This window comes from Stutzerimonas stutzeri, from assembly GCF_002909485.1.
In the GTDB taxonomy this organism is placed as follows: domain Bacteria; phylum Pseudomonadota; class Gammaproteobacteria; order Pseudomonadales; family Pseudomonadaceae; genus Stutzerimonas; species Stutzerimonas stutzeri_AH.
Map to the genome: position 1 here is coordinate 185,943 of NZ_PPXG01000010.1, position 19,801 is coordinate 205,743.

14 protein-coding genes are annotated in these 19,801 nt (G+C 59.1%); 11 read left to right on the forward strand and 3 right to left on the reverse strand.

All coding sequences use genetic code 11. The features are described from left to right. Positions 1-10: 10 nt before the first annotated feature. From CXK91_RS21165 to CXK91_RS21205, 9 genes are all read left to right on the forward strand, one after another. Positions 11-2,227 (forward strand): polysaccharide biosynthesis tyrosine autokinase, encoded by a 2,217-nt coding sequence (locus CXK91_RS21165; protein ID WP_103457981.1) that lies wholly within the window; start codon positions 11-13, stop codon positions 2,225-2,227. A 130-nt stretch (positions 2,228-2,357) separates the two neighbouring features. Then, on the forward strand, positions 2,358-3,425 hold the full coding sequence (locus CXK91_RS21170) for a glycoside hydrolase family 5 protein (RefSeq protein ID WP_103457982.1): 1,068 nt from the start codon (positions 2,358-2,360) through the stop codon (positions 3,423-3,425). An 18-nt stretch (positions 3,426-3,443) separates the two neighbouring features. After that, on the forward strand, positions 3,444-4,631 hold the full coding sequence (locus CXK91_RS21175) for a polysaccharide pyruvyl transferase family protein (protein ID WP_058064687.1): 1,188 nt from the start codon (positions 3,444-3,446) through the stop codon (positions 4,629-4,631). A 2-nt stretch (positions 4,632-4,633) separates the two neighbouring features. Further along, on the forward strand, positions 4,634-5,866 hold the full coding sequence (locus CXK91_RS21180; RefSeq protein ID WP_103457983.1) for an oligosaccharide flippase family protein: 1,233 nt from the start codon (positions 4,634-4,636) through the stop codon (positions 5,864-5,866). A gap of 64 nt (positions 5,867-5,930) precedes the next feature. Continuing rightward, complete coding sequence (locus CXK91_RS21185) at positions 5,931-7,181, forward strand: Coenzyme F420 hydrogenase/dehydrogenase, beta subunit C-terminal domain (RefSeq protein ID WP_103457984.1); 1,251 nt, start codon at positions 5,931-5,933, stop codon at positions 7,179-7,181. 44 nt (positions 7,182-7,225) lie between these two features. After that, on the forward strand, positions 7,226-8,479 hold the full coding sequence (locus tag CXK91_RS21190; RefSeq protein ID WP_103457985.1) for a hypothetical protein: 1,254 nt from the start codon (positions 7,226-7,228) through the stop codon (positions 8,477-8,479). Beyond that, positions 8,439-9,314 (forward strand): glycosyltransferase family 2 protein, encoded by an 876-nt coding sequence (locus CXK91_RS21195; RefSeq protein WP_058064690.1) that lies wholly within the window; start codon positions 8,439-8,441, stop codon positions 9,312-9,314. Before CXK91_RS21190 ends, CXK91_RS21195 begins: the two co-directional genes overlap by 41 nt. Next, positions 9,307-10,074: a WecB/TagA/CpsF family glycosyltransferase gene (locus CXK91_RS21200; protein ID WP_103457986.1), complete on the forward strand. Its 768-nt coding sequence runs from the start codon at positions 9,307-9,309 to the stop codon at positions 10,072-10,074. Before CXK91_RS21195 ends, CXK91_RS21200 begins: the two co-directional genes overlap by 8 nt. A gap of 448 nt (positions 10,075-10,522) precedes the next feature. Continuing rightward, the gene (locus CXK91_RS21205; RefSeq protein WP_103457987.1) at positions 10,523-11,623 is read left to right on the forward strand and encodes a polysaccharide biosynthesis/export family protein; all 1,101 of its coding nucleotides are present in this window, start codon (positions 10,523-10,525) and stop codon (positions 11,621-11,623) included. A gap of 581 nt (positions 11,624-12,204) precedes the next feature. On the opposite strand, the gene CXK91_RS21210 is transcribed toward CXK91_RS21205, so the two are convergent. Both CXK91_RS21210 and pap read right to left on the reverse strand, forming a co-directional pair. After that, positions 12,205-13,389 (reverse strand): thiolase family protein, encoded by a 1,185-nt coding sequence (locus CXK91_RS21210; RefSeq protein WP_103457988.1) that lies wholly within the window; start codon positions 13,387-13,389, stop codon positions 12,205-12,207. Positions 13,390-13,945: 556 nt separating this feature from the next. Next, a complete protein-coding gene (gene pap, locus CXK91_RS21215; protein ID WP_103457989.1) occupies positions 13,946-15,445 on the reverse strand; it encodes a polyphosphate:AMP phosphotransferase in 1,500 nt (499 codons plus the stop codon). 566 nt (positions 15,446-16,011) lie between these two features. On the opposite strand from pap, the gene CXK91_RS21220 reads away from it, so the two are divergent. Next, the gene (locus CXK91_RS21220) at positions 16,012-16,749 is read left to right on the forward strand and encodes a 4'-phosphopantetheinyl transferase family protein (protein WP_058064695.1); all 738 of its coding nucleotides are present in this window, start codon (positions 16,012-16,014) and stop codon (positions 16,747-16,749) included. A gap of 211 nt (positions 16,750-16,960) precedes the next feature. Beyond that, positions 16,961-17,368, forward strand: a complete 408-nt coding sequence (locus CXK91_RS21225; RefSeq protein ID WP_103457990.1) for a PA2817 family protein — start codon at positions 16,961-16,963, stop codon at positions 17,366-17,368. 318 nt (positions 17,369-17,686) lie between these two features. Here CXK91_RS21225 and CXK91_RS21230 read toward each other — a convergent pair whose 3' ends face one another. Further along, on the reverse strand, positions 17,687-19,663 hold the full coding sequence (locus CXK91_RS21230) for a polysaccharide biosynthesis protein (protein WP_103457991.1): 1,977 nt from the start codon (positions 19,661-19,663) through the stop codon (positions 17,687-17,689). Positions 19,664-19,801 lie beyond the last annotated feature (138 nt).

The following is a 19,801-nucleotide window of genomic DNA, read 5'->3' on the forward strand; positions in this document are numbered from 1 at the left end:
AGGAACTTCGATGACAACCATGCCCCGCCCAATCTATGAAACCAAAGAGGACAAGGACATCGACCTGGCCCACCTCTTTGACACGTTCATCAACAACCGCGTGCTCATACTGGGCATCACAGGGTTCTTCGCAGCCCTGGGTATCGCCTATGCGCTGCTCGCTACACCGGTCTATCTCGCAAGCGCGATGATCCAGATCGAGCCCAAGAGCGGCCTGCCAAGCTTGACCGATGTGGTCAACAGCAACCCACCGGTATCCCCGGCGCAAACCGAGATTGCACTGCTCAAATCGCGCTCGGTGGTTGGCGGTGCGGTCAGCAACCTGAACCTCGACATCATCATTACCCCCCACCACTTCCCGATCATCGGCGGCTTCATGGCGCGCCGTTTCGAGCCGACGGAAGAAGGTGAGCTGGGCTGGCACCCGACTGGTCTGGGCGGCTACGCCTGGGGCGGCGAAGTGCTCAAGGTCACTCAGCTAGAAGTACCGGATAAGGTGCACGGTAAGGAGCTGACCCTTGAAGCGGCCGAGAACAACGGCTTCATCCTGCGCGACAAGGATGGTGAAGTCGTCGTCCAGGGCGTTGTCGGTGAGCCGGTGGAGAACGAGGACTATCGCGTCACCGTTGCCGAGCTGAATGCACGCCCGGGCACCACCTTTACCGTGATCAAGAATCGCACGTACAACACCACCGAGAGCTTCCAGCAGCGTCTGGCGGCAGCCGAGCGTGGCAAGCAGTCCGGAATCGTCAACGTGACGCTTGAGGACCCCAATCCAGCACATGCCATCCGCGTACTGGAAGAAGTGGCCAACCTCTATGTCGAGCAGAACATCGCGCGCAATGCGGCCGAGGCCACCCAGAGTCTTGAGTTCCTCAACGAGCAGATTCCGACGGTCCGTCGCCACCTTGAAGCGGCACAAACCGCGCTGAACAAGTACCAGACCGGTTCGCGCTCGGTGGATATCACCGCTGAGACGCAATCGGTGCTCGATCGTATCGTCGACATGGAGCGTCAGATCTCCGAGCAGAACCTCAAGCGTACCGAGATGGAACGCCGCTTCACCCGCCAGCACCCGAACTTCCAGGCACTGCTGAACCAGATCAACCAACTGCAACTGCAGAAGGAAGAACTGGAGAAGCAGATCGGCACCCTGCCGTCGACCCAGCAGGAACTGCTGCGCCTGACCCGTGACGTGGAAGTTTCCTCGGAAACCTACTCCATGCTGCTGAACAAGACCCAGGAGCTGGACATCATCCGTGCCGGTACCGTGGGCAACGTGCGCATCATCGACCACGCTGCAGCGGATCTGGAGAACCCGGTCAAGCCGAACAAGCCGCTGGTTGTGATCGTCGTTACTTTGCTCGGCGCTCTGCTCGCTACTGCCTTCGTCTATGTCCGTGAAGCACTCAAGCGCGGTGTAGAGAATCCGGAAGACATCGAGCGTACCGGCACCCCGGTATATGCCTCGATTCCGTTCACCGAGAAGCAGGCTGTGCTGGAAAAGCGCTTGGCCAACTTCAAGCGTGACAAGAGCACAGCGTCTTACCTGCTGACCGTCAACGACCCGGCCGACCTCGCCACCGAAGCCATGCGCAGCCTGCGTACCAGCCTGCACTTCGCGATGATCGAAGCCAAGAACAACGTACTGATGATCACCGGCCCGAGCCCGGCGGTAGGCAAGTCGTTCGTCACCACCAACCTCGCCGCGGTCGTCGCTCAATCCGGCAAGCGCGTGCTGCTGGTCGACGCCGACATGCGCAAGGGCTACCTGCACAAGGTCATGCGCTGTGACGGTGACAAGGGTCTGTCCGACATCCTTTCCGGCCGCATCACCCTGTTCGATGCCATCCAGAAGACTCAGTTGAACAACCTGCACGTGATCACGCACGGCCAGCTGCCGCCGAACCCGTCTGAGCTGTTGATGCACGAGAACTTCTCTCGCTTCGTCAAAGAGATCAGCCACATGTACGACCTGGTGATCTTCGATACCCCGCCGATTCTGGCGGTCACCGATGCAGCGCTGGTCGGCAGCCAGGCAGGTACCACGCTGATGGTCACCCGCTACGGCCTGAACGGTGTGAAGGAAATCGAAGCGGCCAAGCGTCGCCTCGAGCAGAACGGCCTGATGGTCAAAGGCGTGATCTTCAACGCCGTCGTACGCAAGGCGTCTACCTACGGCGAGTACGGTTACTACCAGTACGAATACGCCAGTACCACCAAGTAAAAGTGATTCGCATGGCGACGGCCCCCCGTCGCCATGCCGAACACCGCATTCACCCCCCTTTTTTTCAACTGCCTAACAACTGACCTTTAGCGCGTCAGTATTTTTTTTTGCCTGAGGATAGGTGCTAGCAATGACCAGATACCCCAACCGGCCAGCAGGACGCGCAACACGACTGGCTCTGGCGCTGGTTGCCACACTGACCGCTGCCGGCGCATGCGCTACCGATTGGCCGACTTCAGACAAGGGTCTGGCCCTGCTCGGGGTCAATATCTCTGGCGCCGGATTTGCCCCGCACGTGACTCCGGGCAAGAACGGCACGCACTACTTCTACCCGGAAAAAAAGCACTTCAAGTACTACGCCGATCAGGGCATTCGCCTGATTCGCTTTCCGTTCATCTGGGAGCGAGTTCAACACTCGCTCGACAAAGGATTGAACTTCGATCAGATCCGGTTGTTGAAGAAGACCCTGGATCTGGCGGCCATGAACGGCCAGAAGGTCATTCTGGACATGCACAACTATGGTCGTTATCACGGCGAACTCATCGGCTCGAGCAAGGTGCCCTACGAGGCCTATGCATCGGTCTGGCGCCAGCTGGCGGAGCACTTCAAGGGCCATCGCGGCCTGCTGGGCTACGACATCATGAACGAACCCCACGGCACAGTAGGCCTCTGGCCTGGCGCCGCCCAGGCTGCCGTCGATGCAATCCGTGAGGTGGACGACCAGACCTTGATCTTCGTCGAGGGCGAACGCTGGTCGAGCGCTTATCACTGGCCGCAGGTGAACGCCAACTTCCTTATCAACGACCCAGCCGACCGCATCGTCTACGAAGCGCACCTGTACTTCGACCAGGACTTTTCCGGCAAGTACATGGAAAAGACCAGCCGCGACATTGACCCGATGATCGGCGTCGAACGAGCCCGCCCCTTCATCGAGTGGCTTAAGAAGCATGGCCAGAAAGGCTTTCTCGGCGAATACGGCATCCCCGACGACCTGCCCGAAGCTGCCGAGGCGATGGACAACCTGCTCGCCTACCTCAATGACAACTGCGTGCCCAGTGCGTACTGGGCCGGCGGCCCCGGCTGGGGCACTTACAAACTTTCAATAGAGCCGCGCAATGGAAAGGACCGTCCGCAGATGGAGCTGATGCGCAAACATCTGACAAACGACTGCACCGCGATTGGCCCCCACGCTGACTGATTCTGGAGTGACTCGAACATGAAATTCGGACTGCTATGGCACTCATTCTCATCCGGCAACCTTGGGGTTGGCGCGTTGAGTATTTCCAACATGCTGCTGATCGACCAGGCAGCCCGCAACTGCGGGATCACGCCTGAGTTCCTGATCATCGGCTCATCCGGTCCTTGTGACTATCCACCCTCTACCGAGCGCTTCAAGTACGAATTCATCGAATTCAACGAGAAGGCGTTGCTCAAGAATCCCCATGGTCTTTACCAGGCGATCAGCTCCTGTGACGCGGTATTCGATATCGGTGAGGGCGATAGCTTCTCCGATATCTACGGAGCCAAGCGCCTGATCAAGCTGTTGGTCAGCAAGGGAATGGCGCTCGGTGGCCGCGTGCCGCTGATTCTCTCGCCGCAGACTATCGGCCCGTTCAAAGCTGACTGGGCAACCAGGACATCCGCATGGGCCATGAAGAAAAGCACCATGGTCTTTGCACGTGACCATCAGTCCTTCGATGTGCTCAAGCAGCTCGACACGCCGAACCGTGACGAAGTCATAGACGTCGCCTTTGCCCTGCCCTTCGAGCGCAAGACCGAGCATCGAGACCCGAACAAGCTGGCCGTTGGCTTGAGCGTTTCGGCGCTGCTGCATCACGGTGGTTACGAAGGCAGTGCCAACCAGTTCGGCCTGCGAGCCGACTATAAGGCGCTCACCGACCGCCTGATTCGCACCCTGCTTGAGCGCGGCCACGAAGTGCACTTGGTACCCCACGTGATCCCGACCGGCTTTGCAGCCGAGGACGACTACACAGTTTCCGAGGAACTACGGCAGCAGTATCCGGAGCTCAAGCTGGCTCCGCGCTTCAAGGGTCCGATCGAAGCCAAGTCTTACATCAGTGGCATGGATTTCTTCGTTGGTGCGCGCATGCACGCCACCATCGGCGCATTTTCCGCCGGCGTCCCGGTCGTGCCCCTGGCGTACAGCCGCAAGTTCGCCGGTCTTTATCAGTCGCTCGATTATCACCGCGTCGTCGACCTCAAAACCGAGGGCACCGACAGCGCGCTGGAGTTGGTGCTATCCCACCTGGACAACCGTGAACAGCTCAAGGCTGAGGTCGCCGCCAGTGGTGTGATCATCCGCCGCAAGCTCGATGCCTACAGCGCGGCGCTGGAGCAGATCCTGATGTCGCTGCAACAGCCTCAGGCTGCGAACCAGAACTAACCATGCGAGATCATGCCCTTATGGGGGTTACCACGGCGGCTCGGACCGCCGTGCAGCTCGGCACTCTGCTAATCCTTGCGCGAACGTTGGGGCCGAGCGATTTCGGCTTCATTTCGATCGTGATTACCTGGTCGACCATTGTCGCCCTTGTGACCGACTACGGCTTTGGCATGCGAGCGCTGCGCGACATTGGCGCCGAGCGCCATCGTGCCGGCGAAATCATGTCTGCGAGCCTGGCGGCGAAGTCCGTACTGGTGCTGCCGGCCTGCATCGTGCTGCTGCCGATCATTCTGTTTTTCCTTGATCTGCACACCACGGAGCGCTTCGCCGCCGTGCTGTTCCTGCTCGGTACCCTCGCATCGTCCTATGGCGACCTTGGGCTGACGGTGTTTCGCAGCATCGGCCAGTTTCACCGCGAAACGAAGATCGTGGTGGTCACCGCATTGGTGCATTTCGTGCTAATCGGCGCGGCAATTCTGCTGCACAACGACGTACTGGCCATCGGCGTGGCATTCCTGGTGTCGCGGCTGATCTATGCGACCTTCGCCCTTCGCGCACTATCGAAGATCCTCGCGCTGGGCGGCATTTTGCGCAGCTCCTGGCGGGTACTGGCAGAGCGCTTCAGGTCCTCCACCAGCTTCGCCATCGACAGCGGCGCCACCAACATCTTTGCCCAGCTCGACGTCATTTTGGTCAACCACCTCGCCGGCCGCGAAGCTGCAGGCATCTACTTTGCCGGCTCGCGCCTGATTCAGGGCGCGGTGCCCTTCAGCGTCTTGCTGGCCAGCGTGCATATTCCACGCTTCGCTTATCAGCTGCACAACAAGACGGCCGGGCTGTTCCGCTACGGCGTCCGCATCCTCGGCGAATACGCCGGCATGGGGCTGATCTTCGCCCTGGCGTTCTTCTTTATCGGGCCGCTGTTCACCGACTACTTCCTCGGCGCCGAGTACGCCGAACTGAACACCCTTTGGCTAGCGTTCGCCTGCTTTACCGCGGCGCGTTTCGTCGCCGCAGGGTTGGGCGTGCAGCTGATGGCCATGGGCACGGGCTTTCTGCGCACCTTCGGCATCATCGCCTCGGGCGTGATCACGGTGGCCTGTTATTGGATTTTCATCCCGTCGCACGGGATACAGGCGGCGCCTTGGGTGTCCACTCTGGGCATGGTCGTCCTGACGCTTATCTACGGTTATGCGGTGCTCAACATCTACCGCAAGCAACGGCAACCCGCATGACCGCACTCGTTAAATACTGCCAGTCGCGCAACGCGCGTGGCTGGCCGCTCAAGGGAAGGCAGGTATGAAAGCTCTATTGAATCGCGTGCTCAACAACGACCTGTGCAGCGGCTGCGGCATGTGCAGCTCGGTGGCTGACGACGACGCCATCAAGATCCGCCTGACCGGCGATGGCTACCACCGCCCGGTGCTCAACGACCAGTATCAGAACAGGCCGGTCGCCAATGAGCAGACCAGCGCGGCATTCGCCAAATCCTGCCCGGCGCTGAACCTGGATATTCGCCCCTACAAGTCGGTGAACTATCACCCGATCTGGGGCGAAATCCTCGACACCATGAAGGGCTATGCGACCGACAATGAAATCCGCCAGGCCGGCTCGTCCGGCGGGGTTATTTCGGCACTGGCGCAGTACTGCCTGGAAAACAAGTTGGTCGACGGCGTAATCCAGATCCAGGCCTCGCAAACCGATCCGTTGGAGAACGTAGCCACGATCAGCCGCTCTCGGCAGAACATCATCGCCTCGTCCGGTTCGCGCTATGCACCGGCCAGCCCAGGTGAAGCGCTGAAATGGGTCGCCATGTCCACCGAGAAGTACCTCTTCATTGGCAAGCCATGCGATGCCGCGGCAGTGCGCCAGATGCAGCAACACGACCCGCGCCTCAAGCAGAACATCCCCTACATCGTCTCCTTTATGTGCGCCGGTACGCCGAGCCTGCAGGGCACCGAGCAGGTGCTGGAAAAACTGGAGGCCAAGCGCAGCGAGGTCACCTCCTTCCGCTACCGCGGTGACGGTTGGCCGGGTCTGACCAAGGCCACCCTGGCCAATGGCGACGAGCGCACCATGACCTACAACGACTCATGGGGAAAAGTGCTCAACCGCCACCTGCAGACGCGCTGCAAGATCTGCCCGGATGGCATCGGTGAGTTCGCCGACATCGTCTGCGCCGACGGCTGGGAAGGCGACGAAAAGGGCTACCCCTCCTTCGAAGAGCGTGAGGGCAATTCGCTGATTCTGGTACGTACCGCAAAAGGTCGCGAACTTTTTCGCAACGCGGAGGCTGATGGCGTTGTCAAAGCGGAAGCTTTCGATACGAACAGCATCTTCGCCATCCAGCCGTTCCAGTACTACCGCCGCACGACGATCCTGCCGCGGCTGTTGGCGATGAAGCTGCTGCTGCTCAAAACCCCTTCGTACAAAGGCTTCGAGCTTGGCAAAGGGGTAAAGGAGATCGGGTTCTATCAGAGCTTCAAGGCGTTTACCGGTTTGCTGGTGCGACGCAAGAAGATCAAGAAGCGGGCGCTGGAAACAGCTTGAAAAGCTGTAGCGCTCAAGGAACCAATACCTAAGGACTCAGGTTGATGACAAATTTCGGCTCACGCTTCTTCTTTTTTCCGCTGTTGATTCTGGCGTTAATCCTGCACTTCTCGGTGTTCGGTGACAGCCCCCACAACCCCTACGGCATCAAGGGGCTGAACGAGCTGTACCTGGCGGTCAGCATCGTGTTCACCATTCTTTTGCTGTTGGCATCGTCAGAAAACGCGCCGCGTGAATTTCGCATCCTCATGTACTACTGCTTTTACACCGCAGTGGTTTTCTTGGTCCTGCCCGCGATTTTTGCGTATTACACCTACGGTCAACCGATCGTCTTCGGCCTTATCGAAGAGCGGCGAGTGCTGTTCTGCCTTGGCTTCGCGCCGCTGCTGTTCCTCGGCAAGCGGGTCAGCACGCTGCAGTTCGAGCGAGGACTGCTTTATGCGGCGCTAATCGCGGCGTTCTTTTCGTGGTGTTTCAAGTTCGGCGTGATTCCCGACACGCGCCTTGAAGTGCGCTCGGACGACCGCCCGGATCGCTCGTCCATCGGACCCTACCTGATCTGTTTCGGTTATTTCTACTGCATCCAGATCTGGTCGAAGGGCATCTCGCCGATCAACGGTGCGGCTCGCAACAAGACCCTGTATTTGGTGATCGCCGCACTACTTCTGCTGACGCTGGTGTTCGCCACTCAGACTCGACAGCTCATTGTTCTGTGTCTGTTGTTCACGCTTTTTTGCCTGCGTGCCAAGGCGGTTATCTGGGCAGCTTCGTTATCGATTCTGCTTTCACCGTTTTATTTCTTCCCGAGCCTGCTCGAGGTTCTCGGCCTGAATACCGAGTTCTATGACAGCACCCTCGAAGGTGTAGAAGACGGCGTGCGCACGCACACCATCGCGTCGATCTTCGCCCATCTGGACCAGGTCAACTGGCTACCCAGCGGATCGCTGTCGCTGATGTGGCAGGACGGCTTCATTCCCTATTTCGGCGAGCATTTCTTCCTTTCCGATGTCGGAGTCTTCGGTACGTTGTTCCGCTTCGGTTTCCTCACGTTCTTCCTTATCCCGATAACGCTGTTCGTTTATCACCGCATCGCGAAGAACATCACCGCAGACATGACCTTTATCTACTCGACGATTCTGGCGTTCTTCGTCATCTGGCCACTCAATGGCTTGTTCGAGTACGGCCAGCCGATCATCACGATGCTGTTCGTCATTCACGCCCTCAAGGCCCGTCACCTTCGCAGCCAGGAACTCATCCATGAACGTCGCGCTTATCCTCAACTACAAGGCAGCTACTGAAACCATCAGTTGCGTTGAGAGCCTGCTCGCTCATTGCCCGGCTCTTAATCACGTCGTGGTCATCGACAACGACTCCCAGGACGGCTCCATGGTGGCGTTCAACCAGTGGCTGGAAGCACAGCCGCGCCCCAACGTCACACTGCTGGCCAACCCGGAAAACAATGGCTACGCCGGCGGCAACAACTACGGGTTGCGCTGGGTGCAGGAAAACCTGCCGGTAACCAACTTCTGGATCGTCAACAACGACACCTACGTCGACAGCGATGCCTTTACCCCGCTGCTCCAGGCGCTGAATGAGAACGACCGCCAGTTCGTGGGCTCGGTAATTCTCAGCGCCGACACCGGACGCCTGGAGTGCTATGGCGGCGGCAAGCTCTATCCGCTACTGGGCAAAGCCAAGCTGCTGGGCAAGGACCAGACGCTGGAAGCCATGGCCCAGAACAGCGAGCAGCCTGATTATCTGATGGGCTGCAGCCTGGCGTTCTCGGCCAAGCTGGTCGAGCGTGTCGGCCTGATGGATGAGGCGTACTTCATGTACTCCGAGGAAGTCGACTGGCAGTTCCAGGCGAAGAAGAAAGGTATTTCCATCCGCGTCGTGCCGTCCAGCCGGCTGTTCCACTACGGCTCGCTCAGCTCAGGCGGCCGTTCGGCCTTCTATCACTACTACCGCAACCGTGCGGCGACCCGGTTCAACAAGCGCTTCTACGGCCAGGGCTTTGCTTTCGTGTCGGCCTGTCTCCTTTCGGTGATCACCGTCATCAAGGAGTTCAACCACCCCAGCCTCGCCTGGTCTGGCATCAAGGGCGCCTTCAAGGGAGTAACGATGAGTGTCTAACGAGACTAATCACGCGTTCGGTGTGAACTTCTACACCGGCAGCAAAGCGGCGTTGCTGAACTGCATTCGCGAGGGGGTTCACCAACCCTACTCGTTCGTAGTGACGCCCAACGTCGACCACCTGGCGCAGCTGCAGCAAAACGCAGCACTGCGCGGCGCCTACGCCAAGGCACGCCTGCGTTTGTGCGACAGCAGAATTCTCCAACCGCTGCTGCAGCGTCTCGGCGTACAGATCGAAGAGGTCATTCCGGGCAGCGATCTGACCGTCGACCTGCTGCGTTGGGCTGACCGCGAGCGTCTGCGCATTGTTCTGATCGGTGCCACTGAGCAGGAATGCGTGAAACTGCTTGCGCTCTATCCTGGCATTACGCTGTATCACCACAACCCACCTATGGGATTCATCAATAGGCCGGAAGAAGTGCAACAAGCACTGCAGTTCGTTCGCGAACACCCTTCCGAATTGGTGTTCTATGCCGTGGGCGCGCCACGCCAGGAAATCCTTGCTAGTTCTATCGAAAGTCATGAGCGAACCGGCATGGGATTTTGTATCGGCGCCTCCATTTCCTTCGCCACGGGCAGTATTAAGCGCGCTCCCGTATGGATGCAGAACTACAAACTCGAATGGCTGCACCGAATGCTCTCCGAGCCCAAACGGCTGGTAAAGCGTTATGCCCATGACGCGCTGTTCATAGTTCCTGCGTTTATGCGCGAAAAAAACTACCGCGCTCAAAAAGCGAAGCCGGCGGAGCAGGACTCCTAGGAAAATTATCGAAAAATTGGCTGTAATTGCACTGAAACACGGTGAACCCAGCCAGAACACGACGGTCTATCCCTACTGTGAAAGCACCAGAGGATGGCAATTCAACATCGAACTAGACATAAGCGCCGTCCCGCCTTGGTAGTTTGTACAGCAGACACGCCGCTTACAAGCAAGGGATTAAACCTGCCCAACCGTTTAAGCCGCTGTAGTTATTACCAAAAGGGAATTAAATCGCTTCCGCGCAGCTGAATATAAGGCTGCTGGAGATGAACATTCAGGAAGGAGAGAAACTTTGGCTACCGATCCAATTTGGTCGCTGAGGAGTGTGGAGTGATGACTCCGATCCTCTTGGAAAGGCGAAAGAACAACTCAAACGCCTCAAGCAAAAAAGTGAATCAAGCCGTCTCACTCTTTGAAATACAACCACTCCGTCAAGGATGAACAACCCATGAAACCATTCATTGCTCTTGCATTTACTTCCGCCCTTGCGCTGCAGGGCTGCGCTTTCGCCCCCGGCCAGTACCTCGATCCCGATGAGTTCAAGGATGGCGCCGAAGCCGAACACGGCACGGTGCAGCTGATCCGCATCACTCCCGAATTGCTCAAAGGCGAACTGGCGTCCGACGTGGGTACGTCGAGTAAGCAAGAACTGCTGAACTACAAGCCCAGCTCCTACCGCATCGGCGCGAACGACCTCCTCTACATCACTGTATGGGATCACCCCGAACTGACCGCCCCGTCTGGCCCGCAGCAGCAGCTGGACGCCAACGGTCGTCTGGTCCGTCCTGATGGCACCCTCTTCTATCCGTACATTGGCAATGTCGACGCCGCCGGCAAGACGATCGAAGAACTGCGTACCACCATCGCTCGTCGCCTGACCAACTACATCGACAGCCCGCAGGTGGATGTCTCCATCCTGCGCTTCGGTAGCCAGCGTATTGTCGTTTCCGGTGCATTCAACACTGCCGGCGAAGTACCGGTGACCACTGCACCGATGACCATTACCCAGGCTATCGGCCAGGCAGGTGTGGACACCGAAACTGCTGACCTGACCGGCCTGACCCTCAAGCGTGACGGTCGTGAGTACATGCTCGACGTCGATTCGCTCAACCGTCCCGATTCTTGGCTGCACCAGGTTTACCTGAAAGATGGTGACCAGTTGCACCTGCCGTACAACGACCAGCGCAAGATCTACGTACTGGGCGAAGTGAATCTGCCGCAGGCTTTGTCCTTCAAGGCCACCAACATGAACCTGATGGACGCAGTAGGTACCGCTGGCGGCATTCGCCAGGAAACTGCGGATGGTGAAGCGCTGTACGTGATTCGCGGTGCGGAAAACATGGCCACCGAGCCGGCCAAGGTTTTCCAGCTGAACGCAAAATCGCCGACCGCCTTTGCGCTGGCCAAGCACTTCCCGCTGCTGCCGCAGGACGTCGTGTTCGTGGGTCCAGCCAACATCACCCGCTGGAACCGCTTCATCAGCCAACTACTGCCGTCGGCTAACGTCATCGGCATCGGCGCTGCTGCGGATTACAACCTGAACCGCTAAGCACCGGCATCGCCTGATCGGCTGACGATCAGGCAGAAAGAACCGCAGAGCCAATCACGTGTTGCTCTGCGGTTTTTTTATGCTCGCTGGGAATGTCCTGTGGTCGCTGGGAATGTGTTGCCCTGTTTGGTCACACTGCAATCGTCGCGGGAGCCGACCTCGAGGCGAAGCGTTTGCTCCTGCCAGGTCCGCACACCATTCGCCGCGTGGGCGCGCCTCCTACAGAGCGGTGTGCATCGTCTGCTTTGTGGGAGGCCCGCCCCGGGGCGAAGCTCTTGCTCCTGCCAGGCCCGCACACCATTCGCCGCGAGGGCGCGCCTCCTACGGGTGGGTGCACATCTGCTTGTGTGGGAGGCCCGACTCGGGACGAAGCTCTTGCTCCTGCCAGGCCCGCACTCCATTCGCCGCGAGGGCGCGCCTCCTACGGGCGGGGATGCACATCTGCCTGTGTGGGAGGCCCGCCCTCGGGGCGAAGCTTTTATTGCTTAAAACCTCGCGAAGCGCCCAGGCGGGCACCCACGTAGGGTGGGCTTTAGCCCACCACACACGACGTTACGCTTGAATTACCGATCCAATGCAGCTCAACGGACCGCCTCGAACAGCCCTGCTGCGCCCATGCCGCCGCCGACACACATGGTCACGACGCCGTAGCGCAGATTGCGTCGCTGCAATTCGCGAACGATATGCCCGGCGGTGCGCGAACCTGTCATGCCAAATGGATGGCCAATAGAGATCGATCCTCCATTGACGTTGTACTTTTCGTTATCAATGCCAAGGGTGTCCCGGCAATACAGGCACTGCGAGGCGAAGGCCTCGTTAAGTTCCCACAGGTCGATGTCGTCGATCTGCAGCCCCTTGGCCTTGAGCAGACGCGGCACCGCGTAAACCGGCCCAATGCCCATCTCCTCTGGCTCGCAGCCTGCCACGGTGAAACCACGGAAAAAGGCGCGCGGCTTGAGGCCAAGTTCGATGGCCTTGTCCAGGCTCATCACCAGCGTCATGGACGCGCCATCGGACAGCTGCGAGGCGTTACCGGCGGTGACCGAGCCGTCTTCAGCGAACACGGGCTTGAGTCCGGCCAGGCTTTCCAGCGTGGTGTCCGGACGGTTGCAATCATCACCCTCGACCACGCCCTGATGCACGGTGCGCTCGCCGGTGTTCTTGTCCTCGGTGAAGTACTGGACATTCATTGGCACGATCTCATCGCTGAACAGCCCCGCGGCCTGCGCACGTGCCGTACGCTGCTGGCTCTGCAGTGAATAGATGTCCTGCTGCTCACGGGTGACGTTATAGCGACGAGCGACCAACTCGGCAGTCTGACCCATGGTGTGATAAATGCCCGGCACGCGCTCCTGGATGATCGGATTGAACAGGTGATCGGTGTTGCGGCTCTTCAGGGTCAGGGTGATCGACTCCACCCCGCCGGCAACGATGATGTCGCTGCATCCCGAGGCAATCTGGTTGGCCGCCACGGCGATAGCCTGCAGGCCCGATGAGCAATACCGATTGAGCGTCATGCCGGCACAGTCGATACCTAACCGGGACAACACAGCCACGTTACGACCGATGTTATAGCCCTGCGCCCCCTCATTGGAGCCGGCACCGACAATACAGTCCTCGACCAACGCGGGGTCAAGATCGTTACGAGACAGCAGCGCATCGACGCAATGCGCGGCCATATCATCAGGACGGGTCATGTTGAACTTGCCACGGAAAGACTTGGCCAGACCGGTTCGTACGCTATCGACGATCACTACTTCACGCATGACATACCTCGGAGACTAGGAGCGGTCGCGGGGATGTTGTGACGGCGCTACGCGCACGGATTGTTCCACGACCGCAGGATGGACGGTGATCCGAGCATAGTTCCCACCTCGCCAGCATTGCGACGACCATTCAGTTTGGATATGGACGGCCATCGTTTGCCCGATCGCTCTGGGGCGTTCGCTTCAGCGCCCACTCACCCTACCCTGCAGAATCTCACCGGGCACACTCTGTAGCAGCAGAAATGAACATGTTGGTGGCCTGAAGCCCACCCTACGATGCTGATACACCAGGCCCTGCACCGTAGATGTTGTAGGTCCACGCAGCGGCTGCTAGCTCTCTAGCAGAGCTTTATCAATACGTAATGACGGGCTGAAACCCACCAAACTAGGTGCTGCAGCAGCTTGAACACGCCGATGCGTGACTGCCAGGCCGGCGTCAGCGAACCGCGACGCTGCCGCATGTAGGGTGGGCTTCAGCCACCGACGAGCCAAGACCGAGCGCTACCTATGCCACCGGCCTCAAAGGAACCAATCTACGGCGTCATCACCTCCCCTTTTAACGGCCCTTGTCGATCGCAGCCTCCAGCGCCTCGTTCAATGTGCGCAGCACCTTGATGCGGGCGAAGCGCTTGTCGTTGGCTTCCACCAACGTCCAGGGGGCGATCTCCGTGCTGGTACGATCAACCATGTCCGCAACCGCGTGGCTGTAGTCATCCCATCGCTCCCGGTTACGCCAATCCTCGTCGGTGATCTTGAAACGCTTGAATGGCGTTTCCTCGCGTTCCTTAAAGCGTTTGAGCTGGGTCTTTTTGTCGATGCTCAGCCAGAACTTCACCAGCACGATATCTGCATCCACCAGCTGCTCTTCGAAATCGTTGATCTCGGAGTAGGCCCGTAGCCACTCGTCCGGGGTGCAAAAGCCCTCCACTCGCTCGACCAGCACGCGGCCATACCAGGAGCGGTCAAATATGGTGAACTTGCCGCGCTCGGGCACATTGCGCCAGAAACGCCAGAGCCACGGTTGAGCACGCTCCTCCTCGGTGGGCGCGGCGATCTGCACCGTGCGATAGAGCCGTGGGTCAAGCGCACCCGTCACGCGCCGAATCGCACTGCCCTTGCCCGCCGCGTCATGCCCTTCGAACAGCGCCAGCACGCCACGCTTGCGTAGCCTGCGGTCCCGCAACAGTTGCGAAAGCCGCGCCTGCTCTTCAGCGAGCTGCTGCTGGTAGTCGTCCTTGCTGAGTTTCTGATCCAGATCCAGGCTGTCCAACAGAGTCAGATGATCCAGATCGATCTGCAGCGGGGCCGAATGCGGCTGTGACGCTGCCCGCCCAGGCTGCTCCGCTGCCGCCAGCGCGGCCTGCAAACCTTCGAGCAGGATGCGGCCGACCGTCAGGCTGCGATAGCGCTCGTCCACCCCCTCAATTACATACCACGGTGCAAAATCTCGGCTACTGAGCCGCAGGATCTTCTCACCGTGGCGCACGAACTTGTCGTAAGTCTTGGACTGCTGCCAATCCAAAGGGCTGATACGCCAGCTATGCAGCGGGTCGTTTTTCAGTGAATCCAACCGGGCCTTCATTTGCTCTTTGGAGAGGTGAAACCAGAACTTGAAGATCAGCATCCCATCGTCGCAGAGCATGCGTTCAAGCCGCTGCGCCCGGGCAGTTGCCAGCTTGAGCTCAGCGCTCTTGATCCGCCCATGCACACGGTCCTCGAGCATCTTGCTGTACCAGTTGCCGAAGAAAATACCGGTATGCCCTTTAGGCGGCAGCCGACGCCAGAATCGCCAACCAGGGGGATGCGAAAGCTCTTCGTCACTGGGTACATCGAAGCTGTCGGCACGTATCAGCCGCGGGTCCATCCATTCATTCAACAACTTGATGGTCTCGCCTTTACCTGCGCCTTCGATGCCGTTGATCAGAATCAGCAGCGGAAATCTCGCCAATGCCTTGAGTCGGTATTGGGCCTGGAGCAGCGCCTCTCGCAATTCCGGCACGGCAGCATCGTAGGTCGCTTTGTCAATGGAGTGGCCAATTTCGGCTGATTCGAACATCGCTGTCTCCGCCCTGATAATGCGCTAAACCCTAGCAGGCAGGCTGGGGACATAGCGAGCGGTGTGGGGAAATAGACCGTACGAGGGGCTTGTACTTGGCGTAAACGTGCGGCTGCTTTCGTCGGGGGGCGCGCCTGCTACAAGAGCTGTGCGCTCGCAATTTCGTGGGAGGCCCGACCTCGGGGCGAAGCTTGGGCTTCTGCCGGACCGCAGCTCCATCACCGCGAGGACGCACCTCCTACAGGAGCTGTGCACTCGCCGATTTTGTAGGAGGCCCGCCCTCGGGGCGAAGCTTTGGCTTTTCGCCGGGCTACAGCTCCATCGCCGCGAGGGCGCGCCTCCTACAAGAGCTGTGCGCTCGCCATTTCGTGGGAGGCCCGACCTCAGGGCGAAGCTTTGGCTTCTGGCCGGACTACAGCTCCATCGCCGCGGGGCGCGCCTCCTACAAGAGCTGTGCGCTCGCCATTTCGTGGGAGGCCCGACCTCGGGGCGAATTTTGGCCCTGGCCAGGGCTTGTGATGCACGGCTGAACCCACAACCATCAACCTTGGGGCAGAATAGCGGACATGAACGAACACCCGCCCTTACCACGCTGCTGCACAACACCCGTCGACAGTTGGCCGCTGCCTCAGCCGCTAACTGGCGTGCACCTGCTGAGCACACGCTTCGATCCAGAACTGCTTCAGCAAGACGATTTCACCCGCTGGGACATTCCCGCGCCGCAAGGCGTCAACAAGCGAAAAACCGAATTTCTCGCCGGGCGTATTTGCGCCCGCACAGCCTTGCACCACCTCATAGGCGAGCCCTTCGTCCCTCCAATTGGCGAAGACCGTGCGCCGCAATGGCCAATCGGCACCGTTGGCTCCATCACCCATGGGGCCGGCTGGGCAGGCGCGGTCGTTGCTCGACAGCTGCACTGGGACGGGCTGGGCTTGGATATCGAACGAATTCTGATCCCGGAGCGAGCTGACCGCCTGGCGAACGAGATCCTTACGCCGAACGAACAACAACGCCTTGCGCGCCTGAACGATTCCGAACGTGCCCTGCTCGTCACCCGAACCTTTTCACTCAAGGAAAGCTTGTTCAAGGCGCTCTACCCGCTGGTCAGGCGCCGTTTCTATTTCCAAGATGCCGAAGTATTGGACACCACCGCGGAAGGCACCGCACGCCTGCGCCTACTGATCGATCTCTCACAGACCTGGCATCACGGCGTTGAGCTAGACGGCCAGTTCGCCAGCTTTGACGGCTACCTGCTCAGCCTCGTCGGCGTGCCAGCCCGTTCTACGCCGACCACCTCAGCGTAGAGCCATCCGCCCATGGAGCCCGAACCGAGCCAGTAGAAAGCGCGCACTCGCAGCGAACACAGACTGACGGGCAACAAAGCCGCTCGCACCGATTCACCGCCCCTCATATCCGAAAAACCGAACCCGCAGGCTCCAAGCGAGTCAACCAGACACCCCAACTCACTGGCGCGCGCGCCTATAATCGCGCCTCAAAAACCGACATAGGTACACCATGGCCAATCCATACCACGATCAAAACCTGGCCCTGCTGGCCCATCTACGCGGCATCCTGCTTGCCATGGGCGAGGCCGAACAAGTCTCGGAGGAAAGTCATGCGCTGTTTCTGGAGCGCTTCGACGAACTGATCATGAGGCTGCAGAACGTGCCGGAAGAACGGCACATGGGCCAAGATCTGATCTGCCAGGTCTTCCACCGCTACCCGCAAATCGCACACCTGGTGCCGCGCGATTTACTGTGGTACTTCGGCGGCGACTGTCTGCACTTCATGCCAGATGACGAAATCGCCATCTTCCAAGCCCTGGAAGAGCGTCGCTACGAAGCCGAGCAGAATGACGAGCCTTTTGATTGGAACCGTGAAAAGCAATTGCTGACCATGCCCGACGAAGGCGCGAGACACTGATTGGGCACAGCAAGGGGCAAGGGTAAAAGGGTGCAAGGGCGTAGGGCGTATAACTAAGAGTCAAGCGAGACCTGTAGTGGTGGGCTGAAGCCCACCCTACGGCACTGCAGACCTACACGATCCCCAAGCCTTCCCACCACCCCTTGTGGGAGGCACGCGCACGCGCGAACGCAGCCCAAACCACCTACCCAGCTAAAACTCACCCAAACATCAGGCCAACACAACCTCAAAGCGCCACCACCCTTTGTGGGAGGCGCGCCCTCGCGGCGAATGCATCCTCAAAATCACTACCCAGGCTGCAACCCAGCACCATTACGACTAATCCCGCGGCTCAACCCGCCGCTGCTGATAGATCCAGTCGACAATCTCACCCTCTGGCACATACCCGCTCACCACCTCCCGCAGCAGCTGCCGCACCTGCGGGTAGTCATCGCTCTCCACAGCCTTGAGCAGTTTCGCCAACCTGTCCTTGAGCACATCCCAGTCGAGATGCTCCTCATTGGCGCGCATGATCATTGGATGTTCGGTAGCGCTCACGTTGTCGCCGATCAACAGCTCCTCATACAGCTTCTCGCCGGGCCGCAGGCCGGTGTATTCGATAGCGATATCCCCATGCGGGCATTTCTCAGACCGTACACTCAGGCCAGACAGATGAATGAGCTTCTCGGCCAGCTCCGCAATGCGCACTGGCTGCCCCATGTCTAGTACGAACACATCCCCGCCCTGCCCCATCGAGCCCGCCTGAATGACGAGCTGTGCAGCTTCAGGGATAGTCATGAAGTAACGAGTGATCTTCGGATGCGTAACGGTCACCGGCCCGCCCGCACGTATCTGCGAATAGAACCGCGGTATGACCGATCCGGACGAGCCAAGCACATTGCCGAAACGCACCATGGTAAAGCGGGTCTTGTTGACGTGATGTACACCGTCCGCAACGCCGAACAGGCTAGGCGCCGCCTCACTGCTCAGCGCTTGTAGAACCAGTTCGGCCACACGCTTGGTACTGCCCATGACGTTGGTAGGCCGCACCGCCTTGTCGGTGGAAATCAGCACGAAGTTGGTCACCCCGGCCTGCACAGCCGACTGGGCTGTGTTCAGCGTACCCACCACATTGTTCAGCAAACCCTCGGCCACATTGTGTTCAACCATCGGCACATGCTTGTAGGCCGCCGCGTGGTAGATCGTCTCGACACCCCAGGTGCGCATAACATCCAGCAGCCGATCAGCATTGCGAATCGAACCCAGAATGGGCACCAACTTGGTTGCCAAAGATGATCGTTCGATCAACCGCTCCAGCTCCATATGAATGCTGTAGAGATTGAATTCACTGTGCTCGAACAAAAGCAGCACCTGGGGCTTGTTCGAGAGGATCTGCCGGCACAGCTCCGAACCAATCGACCCGCCGGCGCCGGTTACCATCACCACCTTGCCGCGAATGCACCTCTCGAACAGTGCCTGCTGCGGAGGCACCGCCTCACGTCCCAGCAAATCGGCAATATCGACCTCCTGGATGTCCTCTACCTGCACCTTGCCGCTCGCCAGATCCATAAACCCCGGCACACTGCGCACGTGCAAAGGGAATCGCTCGAGCATCTCGAGAATCTCTCGCCGGCGCCCTCGCGAAGCGGAAGGAATGGCCAGGAGGATCTCAGCCGCGCTCGTATCCTCTACCAATTGAGTAATCTGCTTGGCGGAGTAAACCCGCAGCCCCGCGATAACACGGTTATGCAGGTTGGGATCATCATCAATGAAGGCCACAGGCCGCATTGCACGGCCCATACGCAACGCGGCAACCAGCTGATTGCCTGCCGCCCCGGCGCCGTATACGGCAACCCTGGGTAGTCCTGCCTCTTTGCCCTTGAACTTGGTGGCCGTGTGCGGTGAAAACCAGTCACCCATAAAGTACTGGCGCATCACCAACCGCAAGCCTCCAATAAGCACCAGGCTCAACCACCAATAGTTGAACACCATGGAGCGCGGAATCAGCTTGGGCGCATCGGTGTACCAATACACGGCCAATGAGAGCAACAGGGCGGAAAGCGTAACCGCCTTGGCAATTGCGATCAGCGCATCGTTGCCGAAGTAACGCATGACCGCCCGATACATGCCAAAGCGAACGAAGAACGGTATCGAAAGCAGTGGTGCAACGACGAATAGCCAAGCATGGCCACCCAGAGGGTCTACAAAACTCGCGTTACCTAGGCGAATGAGGAAAGCCAGCCACAATGCCAGCCATACCAGCAACACATCCGCAGAAACCTGAATCAGCCGTTTTTGCTGCCTAGGCAAGCGCACTAACCGAGCCCTTAGGGAAACTCTGAAGAAGACTTCCAGATTTTGGCAAAATACCCGGATTCCACCCGCTGAGTTTCCCCATGAAGCAGATGACCTTCGCTGACGCCGAGTACGCCGGCAAGCGCAAGCAGACCCGCA

Coding starts and splice junctions, on each gene's coding strand:
- CXK91_RS21165 (WP_103457981.1), top strand. CDS start 11: ATGACAACCATGCCCCGCCCAATCTATGAAACCAAAGAGGACAAGGAC.
- CXK91_RS21170 (WP_103457982.1), top strand. CDS start 2,358: ATGACCAGATACCCCAACCGGCCAGCAGGACGCGCAACACGACTGGCT.
- CXK91_RS21175 (WP_058064687.1), top strand. CDS start 3,444: ATGAAATTCGGACTGCTATGGCACTCATTCTCATCCGGCAACCTTGGG.
- CXK91_RS21180 (WP_103457983.1), top strand. CDS start 4,634: ATGCGAGATCATGCCCTTATGGGGGTTACCACGGCGGCTCGGACCGCC.
- CXK91_RS21185 (WP_103457984.1), top strand. CDS start 5,931: ATGAAAGCTCTATTGAATCGCGTGCTCAACAACGACCTGTGCAGCGGC.
- CXK91_RS21190 (WP_103457985.1), top strand. CDS start 7,226: ATGACAAATTTCGGCTCACGCTTCTTCTTTTTTCCGCTGTTGATTCTG.
- CXK91_RS21195 (WP_058064690.1), top strand. CDS start 8,439: ATGAACGTCGCGCTTATCCTCAACTACAAGGCAGCTACTGAAACCATC.
- CXK91_RS21205 (WP_103457987.1), top strand. CDS start 10,523: ATGAAACCATTCATTGCTCTTGCATTTACTTCCGCCCTTGCGCTGCAG.
- CXK91_RS21210 (WP_103457988.1), bottom strand. CDS start 13,389: ATGCGTGAAGTAGTGATCGTCGATAGCGTACGAACCGGTCTGGCCAAG.
- pap (WP_103457989.1), bottom strand. CDS start 15,445: ATGTTCGAATCAGCCGAAATTGGCCACTCCATTGACAAAGCGACCTAC.
- CXK91_RS21220 (WP_058064695.1), top strand. CDS start 16,012: ATGAACGAACACCCGCCCTTACCACGCTGCTGCACAACACCCGTCGAC.
- CXK91_RS21225 (WP_103457990.1), top strand. CDS start 16,961: ATGGCCAATCCATACCACGATCAAAACCTGGCCCTGCTGGCCCATCTA.